The following is a 17,124-nucleotide window of genomic DNA, read 5'->3' as shown; positions in this document are numbered from 1 at the left end:
TCCAGTTGGGAGGCAGGCAGCATGCCGTACGTCATCGCCGCACCGTGCATCGACGTCATGGACAAGTCGTGCATCGAGGAATGCCCGGTCGACTGCATCTACGAAGGCGAGCGCAAGCTCTACATCAACCCGAAGGAGTGCATCGACTGCGGTGCCTGCGAGCCGGTGTGCCCGGTCGAGGCGATCACCCAGGACCGCCGCGCTTCCGACGCCGAGTTCGTCGAGGACAACCGCCGCTTCTTCACCGAGGCGCTGCCGGGGCGTGATGCCCCGGTGGGTACACCGGGCGGGTCCAACAAGACCGGTCCGATCGGAGTGGACACCCCGCTGGTGACCTCGCGCTGACCGCCGGGTGGCTTGCCGCCGGGCGGTCCGCCACTGAAGAAAGTGCCCTGAGCGCCCCTGGGACGGCCGCGGCGACGCGGTACGGCCTTCGGGGTGCTTCGGCATGTCCGGGCGCGCGTGCCGCAAAGGGCGGCAAAAGCGGAGCGAAGGCCGCGAACCGGCCGCGCGCCTGCCACGGACCGCTGTCGAACAGCACTCGAACTCCGTGCGCCGTCATATTTTGGCCGATCCTCGTAACCTACATTGCTCGACACTCTGTTCCTTGAAGCGTAGAGTCTCCTTATGAGCGAACAACCGATCGAGCACGATTTCGATGGCTACGACATCTTCTCGTCGGACTTCAAAGAGGACCCGCACGCCACCTGGGCGGCCATGCGGGCGGGTGGCTGCCCCATGGCCCACTCGGACAAGTGGGGCACCTCGTGGATGCCGATCTCGTATGACGACATTCGGAACATCGCGCGTGACGGTGCCCGGTTCACCTCGAAGGCCGTTGAGGTCGCCGGTCCGCTGGAGTCGGCCGGCGGTCTCCACCTGCCTCCGCTGACGTCCGACCCCCCGGAGCACAAGCCGCACCGGGACATCCTGATGCCCTACTTCCTGCCGGCACGGATCGCGGAGTTCGAGCCGTTCATCCGTGAGAAGGCCCGGAAACTCGCGGAAGAGCTGGCCAAGCGCGGCGGCGGTGACGTGGTGAACGACTTCGCCCAGCACCTGACGATCGCCGTGCTCACCAAGATGCTCGGTGTCCCCCCCGGCGAGCAGTTCACCGACTGGATGATCCGGATGATCCGGGTCGGCCCCAAGGACCAGAAGGTCCGTGCCGAGGTGATCAATGAGATCCTCAACTACCTCGGCGGACTGCTGGACGAGCGTGACGTCGAGCCGCGCGACGACCTCATCAGCTACCTGGCCCAGGCCGAGATCGACGGTGAGCCGCTGAGCCGCAAGCACAAGATCGGTGCTGCCTTCCTGGTGCTGATCGCGGGCGCGGACACCACCTGGAGCGCGATCAGCGCCGCCCTGTGGCACCTGGCCGCCAACGACGAGGACCGCAGGCGCCTGATCGCCGAGCCGGCTCTGCTGGACACCGCCACCGAGGAGTTCCTGCGCGTCTACGCCCCGGTCAGCGTCGCGCGGATCACCAAGGAGGACATCAAGCTGCACGACCGCAGCATCGCGGTCGGCGAGCGCGTGCTGCTGGCCTTCGGTGCGGCCAACCGGGACCCGGAAGTCTTCGAGGACCCGGACGAGATCAGGATCGACCGGGCGCGCAACCGCCACCTGACCTTCGGGTCCGGCGGCCACCGCTGCCTCGGCTCCAACCTCGCGCGTCTGGAACTGCGCGTCACGCTGGAGGAGTGGCTACGGGTCATGCCCGACTTCCGCCTGACCGACCCGGCCGGCGTCACGTGGAGCGGCGGCCAGACCCGCGGGCCGGAGCGCGTGGACTTCGAGGTGGCACGGTGAGCGACAGCACGGTGAAGGGCGTCCCCGCCGGCGAGCAGACCGAGCCGCCGCCGGCCCCCCTGCGCGGTGTCCGCGTGATCGAGCTCGCCCACTGGATGGCCGGTCCGGCCGCCGGCGGCGTGCTCGCGGACTGGGGCGCCGATGTCATCAAGGTGGAGCCGCACGGGGGCGAGCCCATGCGGCACATCTGGGGCTCGATGGGCGCCAACCCGGACGCGCCCAACGGCGCGTTCACCTCGGCCAACCGCGGCAAGCGGTCGGTCGAGCTCGACATCCGCCGTCCGGACGGGCGGGAGGCGCTGGGCCGCCTGCTGTCCGGCGCGGACGTGCTGCTGACCAACCTGCGCCCGTCCGCCCTGCGGCGGCTGGGCCTGTCGCCTGAGGAGGTGGCCGAGCAGTACCCCCGCCTGGTGTACTGCACGCTCACCGCCTACGGCTGGGGCGGCGACGACGTTGAGCGGGCGGGCTACGACCTCGCGTCGTTCTTCGGCCGCACCGGCATCTCGCACGAGCTCACCACACAGGGGGAGCCTCCCGCGCCCCTGATGCAGGGCATTGGCGACACCTTCACCGCGATGACCGGCGTCGCCGGCATCCTCGCCGCGCTTCACGAGCGCCAGCAGACCGGCCGCGGCCGGATGGTGGCGGCGTCCCTGCTGCGTACCGGAATGTGGGCGCTGGCCGGCGAACTCGGTGTGCAGGCCATGGGCGGCAGGCCCAGGCCGCCGTATCCGCGGGACAACTGCCCCACCCCCATGTACAACTCCTACCGCACCGCCGACGAGCGGTGGTTCTTCCTGGTCGGGGTCCAGGCGGGACGCCAGCTGCCGAAGGTGCTCGCCGCCATCGGGCGCACCGACCTGCTCCAGGACGAGCGCTTCGCCAAGCCGCGCGATCTCACCAAGAACCGCCGGGAGTTCATCCCGATCCTTGACGAGGCCTTCGGCGCCCACCCGCTGGAGTACTGGGCCGAGGTCTTCGACAAGTACGACGTGTTCTGGGCTCCGGTGCAGACGCCCGAAGAGGTGGTGAGGGACCCGCAGGCCCGTGCCACCGGAGCGTGGGTGGAGATCGCCAACGCCGGGGTGGAGTCGGTCGATTCCCCGATCACCTATGACCAGGTGCAGCGCAGTGTGATTGCCGGGCCGCCGCGGGCGGGCCAGCACACCAGCGAGGTACTGGCCGAACTCGGGTACGGAGAGCAGGAAATCGCGAGTCTGGCGACGCCTCAGCCGCCTCGTGAGGCACAGTCGAGTCACAGCAGACGTTTGGAGCCGACGTAGGTAGCGGACGAGGTGCGGCGCCGGAATACGGCGCCGTATGGGGGAGTTGAGCTACCAGCCAGGTTTTGCGACGGCGTGTTCAGCTGCCCGCTACGGCCTGGAGCGGGTGATCGTCGACCTGCAACTGCGGGACTGCGCCCTAGCCTTCGTCGGCGGCTCGCTGTAGATCGGCAACCGACGACGAGATCGCACGCCAGGCGTGGAACCTCGACGATGTGACCGTCGGCACCTCCAGCTTCCCCGGTTCGCGCACCCGCTTCGGCGACCCCGCGCTGCTGCTCGACGACATCGAGGACTTCCCCGACGTGCAGTTCGTCTTCGCCCACGGCGGCCGCGGCTGGTGGTACGACACCGCGGCCTTCCTCGCCCTGTCCAAGCCGAACGTCTGGCTCGACCTGGCCGGGCTGCCGCCGAAGAAATTGCCCGAGTACTACTCCCGCTTCGGCCTGCCGAGGCTCGCCACCAAGTGGATCTTCGGCACCGACTGGCCCGGCGTGCCCGGCGCGTCCCGCAATGTGGCCGCGCTGCGCGAGCTGGGCCTGCCCGCCGACACCGTACGTGCCGTGCTGTCCGGCAACGCCGCCAAGATCTCCCCCGGACTCGGGGTGTGAGGGACTGAATGACGATGACCGCTGTGTACGTGGTCGACGCCTGCCGTACTCCTATTGGCAAGGCCAAAGGCCAACTGGCCGGTGTGCGACCGGACGATCTGACCGCGGTGGTGATGCGCGCGCTGTTGGCGCGTACGCCCTCCCTGGACCCGTCGCGGATCGACGATGTCTACTGGGGCGCGGCCAACCAGGCCGGCGAGGACAACCGCAATGCCGCCAGGATGGGCGTGCTGCTGGCCGGCCTGCCGCTCGAGGTGCCCGGCGCGACAGTCAACCGGCTGTGCGCCTCCGGCCTTGAGGCCGTCTCCGGCGCCGCCCGGGCCATCGCGGCCGGCGAGGCGGACCTCTGCCTCGCCGGCGGCACCGAGTCCATGACGCGCGCGCCTTTCGTGCTGCCGCGCCCCGACTCCGGCTACCCGCGCTCGATGGAGCTGGCCGACACCCGTCTCGGCTGGCGGCTGGTCAACCCGCAGATGCAGAAGGATTATCCGCCGATCTCCCTCGGTGAGACCGCCGAGAACGTCGCCGACCGCTACGGCATCGGCCGCGAGCGCCAGGACGCCTTCGCCCTCACCAGCCACCAGCGCGCCACCGCCGCGGCGGCGGCCGGCCGCTTCACCACCGAGGTCCTGCCCGTTGCGGTCAAGAACGGCGAGGCCACCGCGGACGAGGGTCCGGACGCGTCGGTCACCCTGGAGGCGCTGGGCACGCGCAAACCGGCGTTCCGCCGCGAGGGCACCGTCACCGGCGGCAACTCCTCGCCGCTGTCGGACGGCGCGGCCGGCCTGCTGCTGACCTCCGAGCGGGGCCTGGCGGCCCTCGGCGTCGAGCCGCTGGCGCGTTACGTCGGCACCGCCGCGGCCGGTGTGCACCCCGACTTCATGGGCATCGGCCCGGTGCCCGCCACGCGCAAGCTGCTGGCCCGGATCGGCTGGTCGGTGGATGACCTGGACCTGGTGGAGCTGAACGAGGCGTTCGCCGCCCAGTCGCTCGCGGTGGTCGATGAACTCAAGCTCGACCCCGAGCGGGTCAACGTCAACGGGGGCGCCATCGCGCTCGGACACCCGCTGGGATGCTCCGGAGCGCGGCTGGCGGGGACGCTCGCGCACGAGATGCGCCTGAAGGGCGTCAGGCGCGGGCTGGTAAGCCTGTGCATCGGAGTGGGCCAGGGTCTGTCGATGGCGTTGGAGGCAGCATGAGCAAGCAGATCGGCGTCATCGGCGCCGGAACGATGGGACTGGGCATCGCCTACGTCTTCGCGGCCGCGGGATACGCGACCACACTGGTCGAGCCACGTGAGGACCAGGCGCGGCTCGCCCTGGAGATCATCAGGAAGCAGGCCGAGAAGGCCGAACAGCGCGGCAAACTGGCAGCCGAGGGCGCCAGGGCCCTGGTGGATAACGTGGTGCACGCGCCCGACGTCGCCCAGCTCGGCGAGGGGTTCGACCTGATCGTGGAGGCCGTGCCGGAGCGCGTCGAGCTCAAGCGCGCGGTGCTCGCCTCCGCCGAGGAGACGAACCCGGTGCTGCTGGCGAGCAACACCAGCGGCCTGAGTATCGACACCCTCGCGGCGTCGCTGCGCCGCCCCGAGTGCTTCCTCGGCCTGCACTTCTTCAATCCGGTCTGGTCGATGCCGCTGCTGGAGATCGTCCGCTCCGCGGCGACCAGCGACGCGGCGCTGGCGCAGGCCCGTACCGCCGCCGAGGAGATCGGCAAGGAGACCATCGTGGTCCGCGACGCGCCGGGATTCGCCACCAGTCGGCTCGGTGTGGCGATCGGCCTTGAGGCGATGCGGATGCTGGAGGACGGCGTGGCCGCCGCCGAGGACATCGACCGCGCGATGGAGCTGGGCTACCGTCACCCGATGGGTCCGCTGCGGCTGACCGACCTGGTCGGCCTCGACGTACGCCTCGACATCGCCCAGCACCTGGCGAAGAGCTTCGGCCCGCGCTTCGAGCCGCCGCGGATCTTGGTGGACAAGGTCGCCGCGGGTGAACTCGGCCGCAAGAGCGGCAGGGGCTTCTACGACTGGAGCAACGGGTGACCGTCGTGGAGGAGAAGCTGAAGACCCTGCGGATCGAGCACCGCGACGACCGCACCGTGGTGATGCTGGACCGGCCCGCCGAGCGCAACGCCATCGACGCCACCATGGTCGAGGAACTGCACGGCGTATGTGCGGAGTTGGAGCGCGAGCCCGGCGTGCTGCTGCTCACCGGCGGCACCGACGGTGTGTTCGCCGGCGGCGCGGACATCGCCCAACTGCGCGAACGGCGGCGCAAGGACGCGCTCGCGGGCATCAACCTGCGGCTGTTCGAGCGCATCCGGGCGCTGCCGATGCCCACGGTGGCGGCGGTGGACGGCCACGCGCTCGGCGGTGGAGCGGAGCTGTCGTACGCCTGCGACATCCGGCTGGCCACGCCGCGGGCCCGATTCGGCCAGCCCGAGCCGCAGTTGGGCATCCTGGCCGGCGCCGGGGCGGCCTACCGCCTGGTGCGTCTGCTGGGGGAGAGCGTCGCCAAGCAGGTGCTGCTGGCCGGCCGGACCCTGGACGCGCAACGCGCCCTGGACCTGGGCCTGGTCATCGACGTGGTGCCGCCGGAGGAACTGCTGGCCGCCGCGCACGTGACCGTGGACCGTATGCTGCGCGGCTCGGCTGTCGCGCTGCGGCTGACCAAGCTGGCCGTGGACGCCCCCGAGGCGGCGCACCCGCAGCTCGACCTGGTCGCGCAGGCGGTGCTCTTCGAGGACGAGGAGAAGTTCACCCGCATGGACGCTTTCCTCAACCGCGGTTCGCGCGGCGGCCACTGAGCCGGCGCACGGCGGGGGCGGCGCCCTGGCGAGCGGCCCCCGCCACGTGACCGGCTGACGTGGTGGGTAAGGCGGGTACGGCTAGGGAGGTCAGACCGCGCCGTGGTCTTCCACCAGCCGGTCCCAGCGCTGCTGGGCGTGCGCGTGCCAGTCGCCGTGCATGCGGTGGAAGAGGCCGGCGGCCTGGACGCCGCTCCAGCGCTTCGGCAGGAGCGTGCGTGGCAGTTGGGGGTCGAGGAAGGGGAAGCGGCGCCACTCGTGGACCAGCCGGGTCTGCGCCTGGAAGACCGCGTCCCCCTCGACCGGGTGCGCGCCGGTGAACTCGTCGATGAACGCCTCGTACCGCGCCTCGACCTCGCGCAGGTCCCAGGCGCGGGAGACCATGGCATCCTCGCTGCCCACCGCGCCGTAGTCGGCGGTGAACGACATGGCGTCCGCGGAGAGTTCGAGCTCCTTGAGTACACTCAGCGCCTCGGCCTCGTGGCGGGTGTCGGGAGAGATCCACACCCCGGTCTCGGGGGTGCCGAAGCCGGTCCAGGCGAGCTGGGTGCGCAGCCGGTGGCGCAGTTCGCGCTTGGCCTCGGGCACGGAGACGAGTATCACCAGCCAGGTGCCGTCCCACTCCCGCTCGTTGTCACCGAAGCGGTAGATGCGCTCGGCGCCCTCGGTCAGCAGCCTGCGGCCGGGCGGGGTGAGCGCCCAGCGCACCCGCCGCCCCACCCGCTCGGAGGCCAGCCAGCCCTCAGCGGCGGTGCGGGCGAGCGCCTGACGGGCCGACTTCTCCTCGATGTCGAACATCCCGAGCGCCTCGACCAGCGTCGAGGTCCACACCGGGCGGTCGCGCGGCAGGACGTACTCACCGAGGATGGTCGCCAGCAGCGACCGCGCGCTGGTGTGGCCGACCTCGCGCCGCCTGCTGACCATCGGCCGGGCCTCGCCCGCCGGGTGCGCGGCCCGCGGCTTGCGCTTATCGGCGCTCTGCCCCCCCGCCTTCACCACCATCGTCTGTCACATCCTTCACCGTGGATCGCGGGACACCGCAGGTGCCGCGCGGTTTCCAGACTACCGGCCGCCCCGGCGGGGACGCCGCTCCTATTGTTAATATACTTGTTTTTTGTGGAGCGACTGGATAGTGTCGATAATAAGTGAGTGTTTGGCCGCCGTCCGGACGAACGGGGAACCCAACGATGCCGATCTACGCACTCGGCCCCGACGAGCCGCAGATCCACCCCAGCAGTTTCGTCCACCCCGACGCGGTCGTGATCGGCCGTGTGTCGATCGGTGAAGAGGCCACCATCTGGCCCGGCGCCGTCCTGCGCGGCGACCACGGCGGGCGCATCGAGGTCGGGGCCCGCACCTCGATCCAGGACGGCACCGTGCTGCACACCACCGAGCAGTGGCCGACCGTGATCGGCCCGGAGTGCGTGGTGGGGCACAACGCCCACCTGGAGGGCTGCACCGTCGAGAGCCGCTGCCTGATCGGCTCCGGTTCCATCACGCTCAACCGGGCCGTGGTCCGCACCGGAGCGGTGGTGGGCGCGGCCGCGCTGGTGCCCGAGGACTTCGAGGTGCCCGCGCACACGACGGCGGTCGGCGTTCCCGTGCGCCTGCGCAAGACCGGTCACGACCCCTCCTGGATGGACTTCGCCGTGCAGAGCTATGTCGACGCCGGCAACCACTACCGGGGCGCGCTGCGCCGGATCGACCGCTGAACCCCGTGACTCCTGACGGAAGGTGACCCGCTCGTGGCGGCGAAATTGCAGAGCTATGTCAACGGTGACTGGTACACCGGCCCCGACGAGGGCCGAGCGCTGTTCGACGCGGCGACGGGCGAAGAAGTGGCCCGTATCTCCACGCAGGGCGTCGACGCCGAGTCCGCGCTGCGGTACGCGCGCGAGGTCGGCGGTCCCGCCCTGCGCGCGCTCTCCTTCCACCAGCGGGCCGGGCTGCTCAAGGCGCTCGGCAAGCATCTGACGCAGTACACCGCCGAGTTCAACGAACTGTCGACCCGCACCGGCGCCACCGCCCGCGACTCGGCCTTCGACGTCGACGGCGGCATCGCGGTCCTCTTCGTCTACGGCAGCAAGGGCGCCAAGGAGCTGCCCGACGGATTCGTCCTGCCCGATGGCGACTTCGAGCAGGTCGGCAAGGCCGGCACCTTCGGCGTGCGGCACGTGCACGTCCCACGGCACGGCGCCGCGGTCTCGATCAACGCCTTCAACTTCCCCGTGTGGGGCATGCTGGAGAAGCTCGCCCCCGCCGTGCTCGCCGGTGTCCCGTCGGTGATTAAGCCCGCGAGCCAGACCGCGTACCTGACCGAACTGGTCTTCCGCCGCATTATCGAGTCGGGCATCCTGCCGCCCGGCACCGTCCAGTTGGTCTGCGGCCGGCCCGACGGGCTGCTCGACGCACTCACCGGCCAGGACTCGCTGAGCATCACTGGCTCCGCGACCACAGCGCAGACGCTGCGGTCGCACCCGGTGATCACCAGCCGCGCCGTGCGGTTCAACGCCGAGGCGGACTCGCTGAACTTCTCCATGCTCGGGCCGGACGCGGTCCCCGGCACCCCCGAATTCGACCTGTTCACCAAGGCGCTCGTCACCGAGATGACCGTCAAGGCCGGGCAGAAGTGCACCGCGATCCGGCGGGCGTTCGTACCCAGCGCGCTGATCGACGAGGTCGCCGAGGCGGTCTCCGCCCGGCTCGCCGAGGTGAAGGTCGGCAATCCATCCGACCCCTCGGTCAGCATGGGCGCTCTCGCCAGCCTCGGCCAGCGCGCCGAGGTCCTCCAGGCCCTCACCGGGGCCGCCAAGATCGTCCACGGCGACTCCGAGCACTTCGAGCTGGTCGACGCCGACCGGGAGCGCGGCGCCTTCCTGCCCCCGCTGCTGCTGCGCTGCGACGAGCCGGGCCGCGCCGAGCCGCACGAGGTGGAGGCGTTCGGCCCGGTCAGCACCCTGCTGCCGTACGACGGGGCCGCTCAGGGCGTCGAGCTGGCCGCCCGCGGCGAGGGCAGCCTCGTCGGCTCGATCGTCACCCACGACCCGGACTTCGCCCGCGACGTCGTCCTCGGCGCGGCCCCCTGGCACGGGCGGCTGCTCGTCCTGGACCGCGAGGACGCCAAGGAGTCCACCGGACACGGCTCGCCCCTGCCGCACACCACACACGGCGGCCCCGGCCGGGCCGGCGGCGGCGAGGAACTCGGCGGCATCCGCGGCGTCCTGCACCACATGCAGCGCACCGCCGTACAGGGCTCCCCGGCGCTGCTCGGCGCGCTCACCGACGTCCCCGCGGCCCCCGAGGCGCAGTTGTGACCCGGCTCGGCCCCGACCTGGAAGTCCCCCCGCTCGGACTAGGCGCGATGGTCCTGTCGGGGGTGTACGGAGAGATCGCCGAGCAGCAGGCCGAGGAAGTGATCCGCGCCGCGCTCGACGGCGGAGCCGGCTTCATCGACACCTCCGACGCCTACGGCCGCCGCCCCGGCGAGAACGAGGAGTTGATCGGCCGGACCGTGGCCGGCCGGCGCGACGAGGTCGTCATCGCCACGAAGTTCGGCTACGTCGGCCCCGACCAGGGCCGGCCGGTCGACGCCGGCTACCGCATGCGGCCGTTCGTGGACGGCAGCCCCGCCCACGTGGCCGAGGCCATCGACGCGAGCCTGCGCCGCCTCGGCACCGACCACGTGGACCTGTGGTACCTGCACTTCCCCGACCCCGAGGTGCCGGTCGAGGAGACCGTCGGCGCCATGGCCGAGCAGGTCGCCGCGGGCAAGGTCCGGCACATCGGGTTGTCCAACGTGGACGCGGCGCAGTTGCGCAAGGCCGCGACCGTGCACCCCGTGGCCGCCGTGCAGTTCGAGTACTCGCTTTTCAGCCGGCAGGCGGAGGCAGCGCTCGTCCCGGCCTGCGACGAGCTGGGCGTCGGCTTCGTCGCCTGGGGGCCGCTGGGCAGCGGCTTCCTCGCCGACCCCCGCTATCTGGACGGCTCCGCGGAGGTGGCCGAGGTGCCGCGCGGCGACCTGCGCTCGCGCTACCCGCGATTCTGCGCGGAGACCCTGGCGGTGAACCGGGACCGGTTCGCGCCGCTGCGCGACATCGCCCGCGACAAGGGCTGCACCCCCGGCCGGCTCGCGCTGGCCTGGCTGCTGGCCCGGGGCGCGGTGCCGATCCCCGGCACACGCAACCCCGCGCACCTGACGGAGAACCTGGCGGCCGCCGAGGTGCGGCTGTCGGTGGAGGAGATCGCCGAGCTGGACCGGCGTTTCCCGGCGGACACCGCCGCGGGGGCGACCTTCCTGCCCGGCTGACAGCCTGGAACACCTGGAACACCTCTGGAACGCTTGCAGCACTGCACGGGACGGGTCCGCGCGCCGGATCCGTCCCGTCGCGCGTCCAGGGGCTTCGGCGATAGATGTCACACGCATCTATGGTTCTGGTGCCAGAAGTTGTAGAGTGTGGGACGGCCTGCGCCACTGCCACGCTGTACGAGGATTGAGAGAGACATATGGAGATCGAGTTCGACGATCCGGGCGGCGACTGGACGCGTCCAGGGGTCTTCGAGGTCTCCGCGGGCGTCTACCGCATCCCCCTGCCGCTGCCTTCCGACGGCCTGCGCGCCGTCAACGTGTACGCGCTGCGCACCCGCACCGGCCTCGTCGTCGTCGACTCAGGCTGGGCACTGGCCGAGGCGCGCGAGGCGATGAAGGCAGCGCTGGGCGCCCTGGACTGCGGCTTCGGCGACGTGGACCGCTATCTGATCACGCACGTGCACCGGGACCACTACACGATGGCCGTGCTGCTGCGCCGCGAGTTCGGCTCCCGGATTCTGCTGGGCCGCGGCGAGGAGGCGAGCCTGCGGCACGCCCGGGACGCGAACGCCGACCCCTGGGGCGGGCTGCGCCTCCAGTTGCGCCGGGCCGGCGCCGACGACCTCAGCGACCGCCTGACCGAGGAACTCCCGCCCAGCCACGTGATCTCCGACTGGGAGCCGCCGGACGAGTGGGTGGACGCGCCGGTCCCGGTGAAGGTGGGGGACCGGGCGCTCCAGGCGATCGCCACCCCCGGGCACACTCAGGGCCACGTCGTCTTCCTCGACAGCGAGCGCGGCGACCTCTACGCCGGTGACCACGTGCTGCCGCACATCACGCCCTCGATCGGCTTCGAGCCGGCCCCCGCGGCCTCCCCGCTGCGCGACTACCTCCGCTCGCTGCGGGCCGTCCGCGCCCTGCCCGACCAGCGGTTCCTGCCCGCGCACGGACCCGTCTCGCCCAGCACCCACCGGCGGATCGACCAGCTCCTGGACCACCACGGCCGTCGCCTGGACGAGATCGCCGCCGTGGTGGAGGCCGGCTGCGACACCGCCCGGCTGGTCGCCGGACGGCTCGGCTGGACCAGGAGGAACCGCCGCATCGAGGACCTCGACCTGTTCAACCAGTGCCTCGCGGTCACCGAGACCCTCGCCCACCTCGACGTCCTGGTCGAACAGGGCCGGCTGACCCGTACTGCCGACGGCACCGTCGAGGCCGGCCTCTACACGCCCGCGTGACCGGACGCCCGCGGCTCGGCGGCCGCCAAGCTCGCCTGGATCGCCGTCACCCCCGACCGCCGCTGCCGTTCGCGCCGGTGGCGTAAGGCCGGCAGCAAGAGACGCGTGCCCACCCCGAGCGCACCAACGCCTCCGGCGGCCCGATCGCCCTCGGCCTACCCGCCGGGGGGACCGCGCTGGACCTGATCCGTACCGCCGAGGAACTGTCCGAGGTGGCCGTCGAGCGGTTCGCCGACTTCGTCACCGTCGACCTGCTCGATGCGGTCCTGTCCGGAGAGGAGGCGGAACCGGCTGTGCCCCCGCGCGCCCTCATCTTCCGCGAGTGGCCCCGGCGGTCGGTACTGGAGGGATGTCCCGAGTCGGTGGTCCTGTCGGGCGAGCGGCACACGTACCACGAGCAGTCACCGCCCGCTCGGGCCCTGGCCGCGGGCAAAGCCGTACGGCATCCGGTCGACGAGGAGACCCTGCGCTGGTGGGCGGCCGGAAGACCGGAGCGTATTCGCAGCATCCGTACCCACGGGGTCCACTCGACGATGGTGGTGCCGGTGCAGGCCCGCGGCACCCCCCTGGGCGTCGTGATCTTCGCCCGGCACCGCACCCCGGACCCCTTCGACGACGGCGATCAGCTGCTGGCCGAGGAACTCGCAGCCAGGCCCTTCCACCCGGGGCACCGACGAAACTCCCGTGCTGCGTGGACGAGTTGTCGGCCGAGGCCTCCAGGTCCGCGAGGTCCGGCGCTCCGAGCGGCGGGAAACGATCTCCGGCAACGCGGGAAACGAACCTGGCGCACAACCGCGTTGCCGCAGGTCGACGAGTTCCGTCGGTGGTGCCGCGGCAGAACGACAACCGGGCCCGTGCGATGGCCGGCCGGTCCCATGCCGTCCCGGCGAGCGCGGGGCTGATGCGTCTGTGCTCCGACTGCCTGCGCCGCGAGTACGGCGCGCCGTCCGGTCGCACGCCGGTCAGTCGGCCCTTGGCCCTGTCTGTGGGGGTACGGCAGGCGTCGACCACATACACAGCCTTCATCGGTGCCCTCACACCCCAAGTCCAGGGAAGATCTTGGCGGCGTTGCCGGACAGCACGGCGCGCACGGTGTCGGCGGGCAGGCCCAGTTCGCGCAGGGCGGCCACATTGCGGGAGGCCCCTGGCACTCCGGGCCAGTCGGTCCCGAAGATCCACTTGGTGGCGAGCCTCGGCAGGTCGAACCGGGAGAAGTACTCAGGCAGCTTCCTAGGGGGCAGCCCGGCGAGGTCCAGCCACACGTTCGGCCTCCCCAGGGCCAAGATCGCCGCGCTGTCGTACCACCAGCCCCGCCCACCGTGAGCGAAGACGAACTGCACGTCGGGGAAGTCCTCGATGACGTCCGCGAGGAGCTCGGGGGCACCGTAGGCGGTCCGCGCTCCCGGGAAGCTGGAGGTGCCGGAGTGCACGATGACGGGGACGCCGCGTTCGGCGCACAGCGCGTACGCCGCGTAGAGCTCTCTGGCGGCCGGTGAGAAGGCGCCGTGCACCGGGTGCAGCTTGAGCGCCACGGCCCCGAGGTCCAGTTGCCGCTCGATCTCGGCGGTGATGGGATAGTGGAGATGGGGGTTGGCGCTTGCCACCGGACGGAACCGCACCGGGTTGTACTCGACGATCGGCAGCAGGTCGTCGAACGACTGAATGCCGGTGGCTCGCGGACTGTACTCGCAGAACAGCAGCGCCCGGTCGACGCCTTCGGCGGCGAGCAGAGCGTCCAGACGCTCGGGTACGGGGTCGCCACGGTCGTCGTACGCGTCACGCCACGGATGGCGGCCGGAGAACTTGTCGGCCCACTCCAGCCAGGAGCTTTTGAGCGTGGGCAGACGCGGGGCGTGCACGTGGGCGTCGACCACGATCTCGTCATCGATCATCGGACAACCTCCAGAGTCGAATCGGCCATGCCTCCGCGGCCGGTCCCCGTGCGTTCGGCGGGAGGCAGGCGGTCGTGCGCGGGAGTTCCTGCCGTGGGTCGCCCGACTCCAGGAAGGTCTCCCCATACGAGCACGACACCGCTTTCTTGAACTCGAGCAGTTGTGGCACGACGACGTTGTCCACCACCGGCGTCACGGCGAAGTCGCGGTACGAACCGGCGTAGAACAAGCCCGCGGCGCGTGACTGCCTGAGGACGTAACCCAACTGCGCACGGTAGGCGGGGTTGACGGCGACCATCACCATCCCCGCACTATCCCCGTCAGGCTGATGCCCTGCCGAAGGATGATCCGTAGCTGTTCAGCAGAGGTTGGGGCCCAAATGTGCGGGTCGGAGCGGCTTCGGCTTGGCCGCGACAGGGGAGCACGAAGCCGACACGCCGTCCGGCGCCCGCTTTCGACCCGCTTCGCGCCCAGATCAAGCGTGCGATCCATGCGCGTCCACGCCTGCTGAACAGCTGCGATGACCCAGTCCGCGCTGTCGGGTGCCCAGATCGCGATCCGGTCCCCGGGCACGAAGCGTCGCGGCAACGCGCGGGCCGCACGCTCCGCCGCTTCGAGGAACTGCACATAGGTCCAGGTCCGACGCGCGGCCGGGTCCCTGACACCGTCGACCAGGGCGAGCCTGTCCGGCGCGGCCTTCGCCGCCTCTCGAAGCAGTTGCCTCAATGTGCAGTCGCGAGCCTTCTCGTGACCACCCTCAGCCGGCCGGTACGACTCGGTGAGGAGGTTCTGCTCGATGGGCATCTCGCCTCCCGCAAGAATTGACCCGGTTCTGGACGGGTGGCCCGTGCCCCCGCCCCCGCAGGCCACCCCGACCGCGAACTTTGTCCAGCAGCCACCACCGTTATACATCCCACGGAAGCGAATTTGAAAGAGTGTAGAATAATTTTGTTCCCCAGTCGCCGACGCGCCCCTGCCGCCGGTCGCTCGGCGACACCGCACCGCTCGGCCGCTCACCGATCAGCACGGTAGAATGCGGTGGTCAACGAGTTGGGGGAGCGTCCTATGGGTCAGCGTGCGGTGACGACCAACCCCGCTCGGGGTGGAAACGACACTGGGCGCCCCTCGACCACGGCCGGGAGCGCGCGGTCGCTGCTGCTGACCGTGCTCGGTGAGCTGGTCATGCCGAACGGGGACTCGGTGTGGACGTCGTCGTTGCTCTATGTCCTCACCCGTCTTGGCATCGAGGAGCAGACCGCGCGGCAGGCGATCGCCCGCGGTGCGTCCGCCGGCTGGATCACGGGGCACCGTTCCGGTCGCGAGGTCCAGTGGAAGCTGACCGAGGCGGGTCGGCATCTCATCGAGGCGGGCGCGAAACGCGTTTACTCGATGAGTGAACCGGCCGGGCGCTGGGGCGGAAACTGGTTGATTCTGTTGGTCACCATCCCGCAGAGCCAGCGCTCGGTGCGAAAGAAGCTCTACGGCGCGTTGAGTTGGGAAGGGTTCGGCAACCCCACACCGGGCGTGTGGCTGTCCCCGCATCCGGATCGCCGCGACAGTGTGCAGCAAGTCATCGACGACTTCGGGCTGCGTGAATCGACGCTGGCCTTCGTGGGCAGCTCGCTGTCGATCGGTCTGACTGAAGCTGAGATCGTCCAAAAGGCGTGGGATTTCGACAAAATGACCGCCAAATACGAGCAGTTGCTGATTCGCTTCAGCGGTCTGCAACCCGAGCCGGGCGACCCTTTGCTCCTCGGTCACCTACAGCTGGTCAGCGAGTGGCAACGGTTCCCGTTCCTGGACCCGCAGCTGCCGGAGGAGCTGCTGCCGAACTGGATCGGCAGGCGGGCCGCCGTCGTCTGCGCCCAGCTGCGCACCCGCTGGTACGACGACGCGCAGCGCCGGTGGCGCGAGGTCGTCAAGGAGACCTCGCCCGGCTGAGGACCGCGGACCGCACGCCGCGCGCTGGGCGCAGAAGCGGCCCTCAGCGCTGCCGTACGACCGGCTCCTTCGCTTGTCACACCGGCACAGAGAGTGCGGGGTGTGAAGGACTCGTCACGTGCTTCGGCGAGCGTTAGGACGCGCAGAATGTCAATGGCCTTGAAGTTGTCGGGGTCACGGTCAGCGCTGCCCGGCCACCAATCAGCGCCCAGCAGCGGTTCCACAGTGCGTTTACGGCACTGCGCCACTCCTGGCCGGCATCCTGGGCACCGCGACCGGGCTGCCCGCCGACGTAGCCGCAGCCCTGGCGCCGCTCGCCGACAGTGACAGCGTCTTGCACGACAACCCCCTGATGACACCCCGGCCGATCAGACTTGCCGTCCTCGACCTCCTCGATGCCGCTCGCTGAGCCCAACGCACCCTGGGCGCCCTCGGCATTCAGGGCAAGCGACACGCCGCCCTCGGACTCCAAGGGGAAACTCGCCGAACGCCTCAACATCGACATGGAAACAGCCTTCACCGCGCTGCGCGCCTACGCCCGCGCACACAACCGCCGCCTGTCCGACCTGGCCCGCGCCTTCATCGACGGCACCGAACCCCTCACCGGCCTGGTCGTCTGAACACCCACGACCGCAACCCCCGCGCAGCGCGTCGTCAGCACACCGGAGGCTCCCGCGCCAGGGACACCCGGCAACCGGCGGATCCCGTGTGCTCGTCATGGCGTCACCTGACCGGCACTTCGTGTAGAGGAAGAGGGCGGGAAGCGAGCCGCAGCGCCGGTCCGGCACCGGGTGGTAGCAGCGTGCCGACCGTACCCGTGAACAACCTCCGGCAGCACCGATGCCGCTCAGGAATGCGGGGGCGCACATTCGCCCGCCAAGCCGGCCAATGGCATGCGGTGGGAGGATCCGCGCGGATGCGGTTGGGCGCACGGACGTGCGGCCGGGACGCCGGTTGTGCAGGGGCCCTTCCTGCCGGCTCCCCGGGCGGTCGCACCTCTACGGACTGCGCGCCCGTGGCTGGGGCCAGGAGCGCGAGCCCGGTGGGGCGGGTCAGCGCCGGGCGATCCGGGGGAAGACGGCGTCGTCCAGGACGAGCCCGATGGCCTGTCCCGCTCGAAAATACGATTCGGGGCTGTGGCCTGGGCGTTTGCTGATCCTGGCGACGCGGCTTCGAGTGTTCTGGGACGATGTGCGGATGTCGCTGTCGGTCGTCGCTGCGCTGGTCCGG

Annotated in this window: 19 protein-coding genes; 15 read left to right on the top strand and 4 right to left on the bottom strand. The window is 70.8% G+C overall.

Annotation, left to right across the window (positions count from 1 at the left end):
• Positions 1-21 precede the first annotated feature (21 nt).
• The 8 genes from fdxA to FCI23_RS33220 all read left to right on the top strand — a co-directional run bounded on the left by fdxA (position 22) and on the right by FCI23_RS33220 (position 6,517).
• On the top strand, positions 22-345 hold the full coding sequence (gene fdxA, locus FCI23_RS33250) for a ferredoxin (RefSeq protein WP_136727758.1): 324 nt from the start codon (positions 22-24) through the stop codon (positions 343-345).
• Between the two features lie 282 nt (positions 346-627).
• Complete coding sequence (locus FCI23_RS33245; RefSeq protein WP_136727757.1) at positions 628-1,815, top strand: cytochrome P450; 1,188 nt, start codon at positions 628-630, stop codon at positions 1,813-1,815.
• Entirely contained in the window at positions 1,812-3,098 is a 1,287-nt protein-coding gene (locus FCI23_RS33240; RefSeq protein WP_136727756.1) for a CaiB/BaiF CoA transferase family protein, read from the top strand. The genes FCI23_RS33245 and FCI23_RS33240 overlap by 4 nt, the downstream gene beginning before the upstream one ends.
• A gap of 37 nt (positions 3,099-3,135) precedes the next feature.
• Positions 3,136-3,264, top strand: a complete 129-nt coding sequence (locus FCI23_RS62530; RefSeq protein ID WP_265737786.1) for a hypothetical protein — start codon at positions 3,136-3,138, stop codon at positions 3,262-3,264.
• A gap of 49 nt (positions 3,265-3,313) precedes the next feature.
• Positions 3,314-3,709, top strand: a complete 396-nt coding sequence (locus tag FCI23_RS33235; RefSeq protein WP_246144292.1) for an amidohydrolase family protein — start codon at positions 3,314-3,316, stop codon at positions 3,707-3,709.
• A gap of 14 nt (positions 3,710-3,723) precedes the next feature.
• Positions 3,724-4,908 carry a thiolase family protein gene (locus FCI23_RS33230; protein WP_136727752.1) on the top strand — a complete coding sequence of 395 codons (1,185 nt, stop codon included), beginning with the start codon at positions 3,724-3,726 and terminating at the stop codon, positions 4,906-4,908.
• Complete coding sequence (locus FCI23_RS33225) at positions 4,905-5,753, top strand: 3-hydroxyacyl-CoA dehydrogenase family protein (protein WP_136727750.1); 849 nt, start codon at positions 4,905-4,907, stop codon at positions 5,751-5,753. The genes FCI23_RS33230 and FCI23_RS33225 overlap by 4 nt, the downstream gene beginning before the upstream one ends.
• Entirely contained in the window at positions 5,750-6,517 is a 768-nt protein-coding gene (locus FCI23_RS33220; protein ID WP_246144290.1) for an enoyl-CoA hydratase/isomerase family protein, read from the top strand. Before FCI23_RS33225 ends, FCI23_RS33220 begins: the two co-directional genes overlap by 4 nt.
• Before the next feature lie 90 nt (positions 6,518-6,607).
• Here the strand turns inward: FCI23_RS33220 and FCI23_RS33215 are convergent, their stop codons facing one another.
• The gene (locus FCI23_RS33215) at positions 6,608-7,519 is read right to left on the bottom strand and encodes a PaaX family transcriptional regulator (protein WP_136727749.1); all 912 of its coding nucleotides are present in this window, start codon (positions 7,517-7,519) and stop codon (positions 6,608-6,610) included.
• A gap of 185 nt (positions 7,520-7,704) precedes the next feature.
• On the opposite strand from FCI23_RS33215, the gene FCI23_RS33210 reads away from it, so the two are divergent.
• From FCI23_RS33210 to FCI23_RS33190, 5 genes are all read left to right on the top strand, one after another.
• Positions 7,705-8,229, top strand: a complete 525-nt coding sequence (locus FCI23_RS33210; protein ID WP_136727747.1) for a gamma carbonic anhydrase family protein — start codon at positions 7,705-7,707, stop codon at positions 8,227-8,229.
• Positions 8,230-8,262: 33 nt separating this feature from the next.
• Positions 8,263-9,831 (top strand): phenylacetic acid degradation bifunctional protein PaaZ, encoded by a 1,569-nt coding sequence (paaZ, locus tag FCI23_RS33205; RefSeq protein ID WP_246144288.1) that lies wholly within the window; start codon positions 8,263-8,265, stop codon positions 9,829-9,831.
• Positions 9,828-10,823, top strand: coding sequence for an aldo/keto reductase (locus tag FCI23_RS33200; protein WP_246144286.1), 996 nt, complete (start codon positions 9,828-9,830; stop codon positions 10,821-10,823). The genes paaZ and FCI23_RS33200 overlap by 4 nt, the downstream gene beginning before the upstream one ends.
• Positions 10,824-11,020: 197 nt before the next feature.
• The gene (locus FCI23_RS33195) at positions 11,021-12,061 is read left to right on the top strand and encodes an MBL fold metallo-hydrolase (protein ID WP_136727743.1); all 1,041 of its coding nucleotides are present in this window, start codon (positions 11,021-11,023) and stop codon (positions 12,059-12,061) included.
• Between the two features lie 212 nt (positions 12,062-12,273).
• Positions 12,274-12,963 (top strand): GAF domain-containing protein, encoded by a 690-nt coding sequence (locus FCI23_RS33190; protein ID WP_169317045.1) that lies wholly within the window; start codon positions 12,274-12,276, stop codon positions 12,961-12,963.
• 132 nt (positions 12,964-13,095) lie between these two features.
• On the opposite strand, the gene FCI23_RS33180 is transcribed toward FCI23_RS33190, so the two are convergent.
• Genes FCI23_RS33180 through FCI23_RS33170 form a run of 3 tightly spaced genes read right to left on the bottom strand, consistent with a single transcriptional unit; the run spans position 13,096 to position 14,757 of the window.
• Positions 13,096-13,953, bottom strand: coding sequence for an amidohydrolase family protein (locus tag FCI23_RS33180; protein WP_136727740.1), 858 nt, complete (start codon positions 13,951-13,953; stop codon positions 13,096-13,098).
• Positions 13,943-14,257: a hypothetical protein gene (locus FCI23_RS33175; protein WP_136727739.1), complete on the bottom strand. Its 315-nt coding sequence runs from the start codon at positions 14,255-14,257 to the stop codon at positions 13,943-13,945. The genes FCI23_RS33180 and FCI23_RS33175 overlap by 11 nt, the downstream gene beginning before the upstream one ends.
• Positions 14,251-14,757 carry an AMP-binding protein gene (locus tag FCI23_RS33170; RefSeq protein WP_136727737.1) on the bottom strand — a complete coding sequence of 169 codons (507 nt, stop codon included), beginning with the start codon at positions 14,755-14,757 and terminating at the stop codon, positions 14,251-14,253. Before FCI23_RS33170 ends, FCI23_RS33175 begins: the two co-directional genes overlap by 7 nt.
• Positions 14,758-14,991: 234 nt before the next feature.
• Here FCI23_RS33170 and FCI23_RS33165 point away from each other — a divergent pair, with 234 nt between their 5' ends.
• Both FCI23_RS33165 and FCI23_RS33160 read left to right on the top strand, forming a co-directional pair.
• Positions 14,992-15,894: a PaaX family transcriptional regulator gene (locus FCI23_RS33165; protein ID WP_136727735.1), complete on the top strand. Its 903-nt coding sequence runs from the start codon at positions 14,992-14,994 to the stop codon at positions 15,892-15,894.
• A 395-nt stretch (positions 15,895-16,289) separates the two neighbouring features.
• Entirely contained in the window at positions 16,290-16,514 is a 225-nt protein-coding gene (locus FCI23_RS33160; RefSeq protein WP_246144285.1) for an ANTAR domain-containing protein, read from the top strand.
• Positions 16,515-17,124: the final 610 nt, after the last annotated feature.

Source organism: Actinacidiphila oryziradicis, assembly GCF_005047355.1.
GTDB classification, from domain to species: domain Bacteria; phylum Actinomycetota; class Actinomycetes; order Streptomycetales; family Streptomycetaceae; genus Actinacidiphila; species Actinacidiphila oryziradicis.
This window is presented reverse-complemented; position numbering and strand designations above follow the sequence as displayed.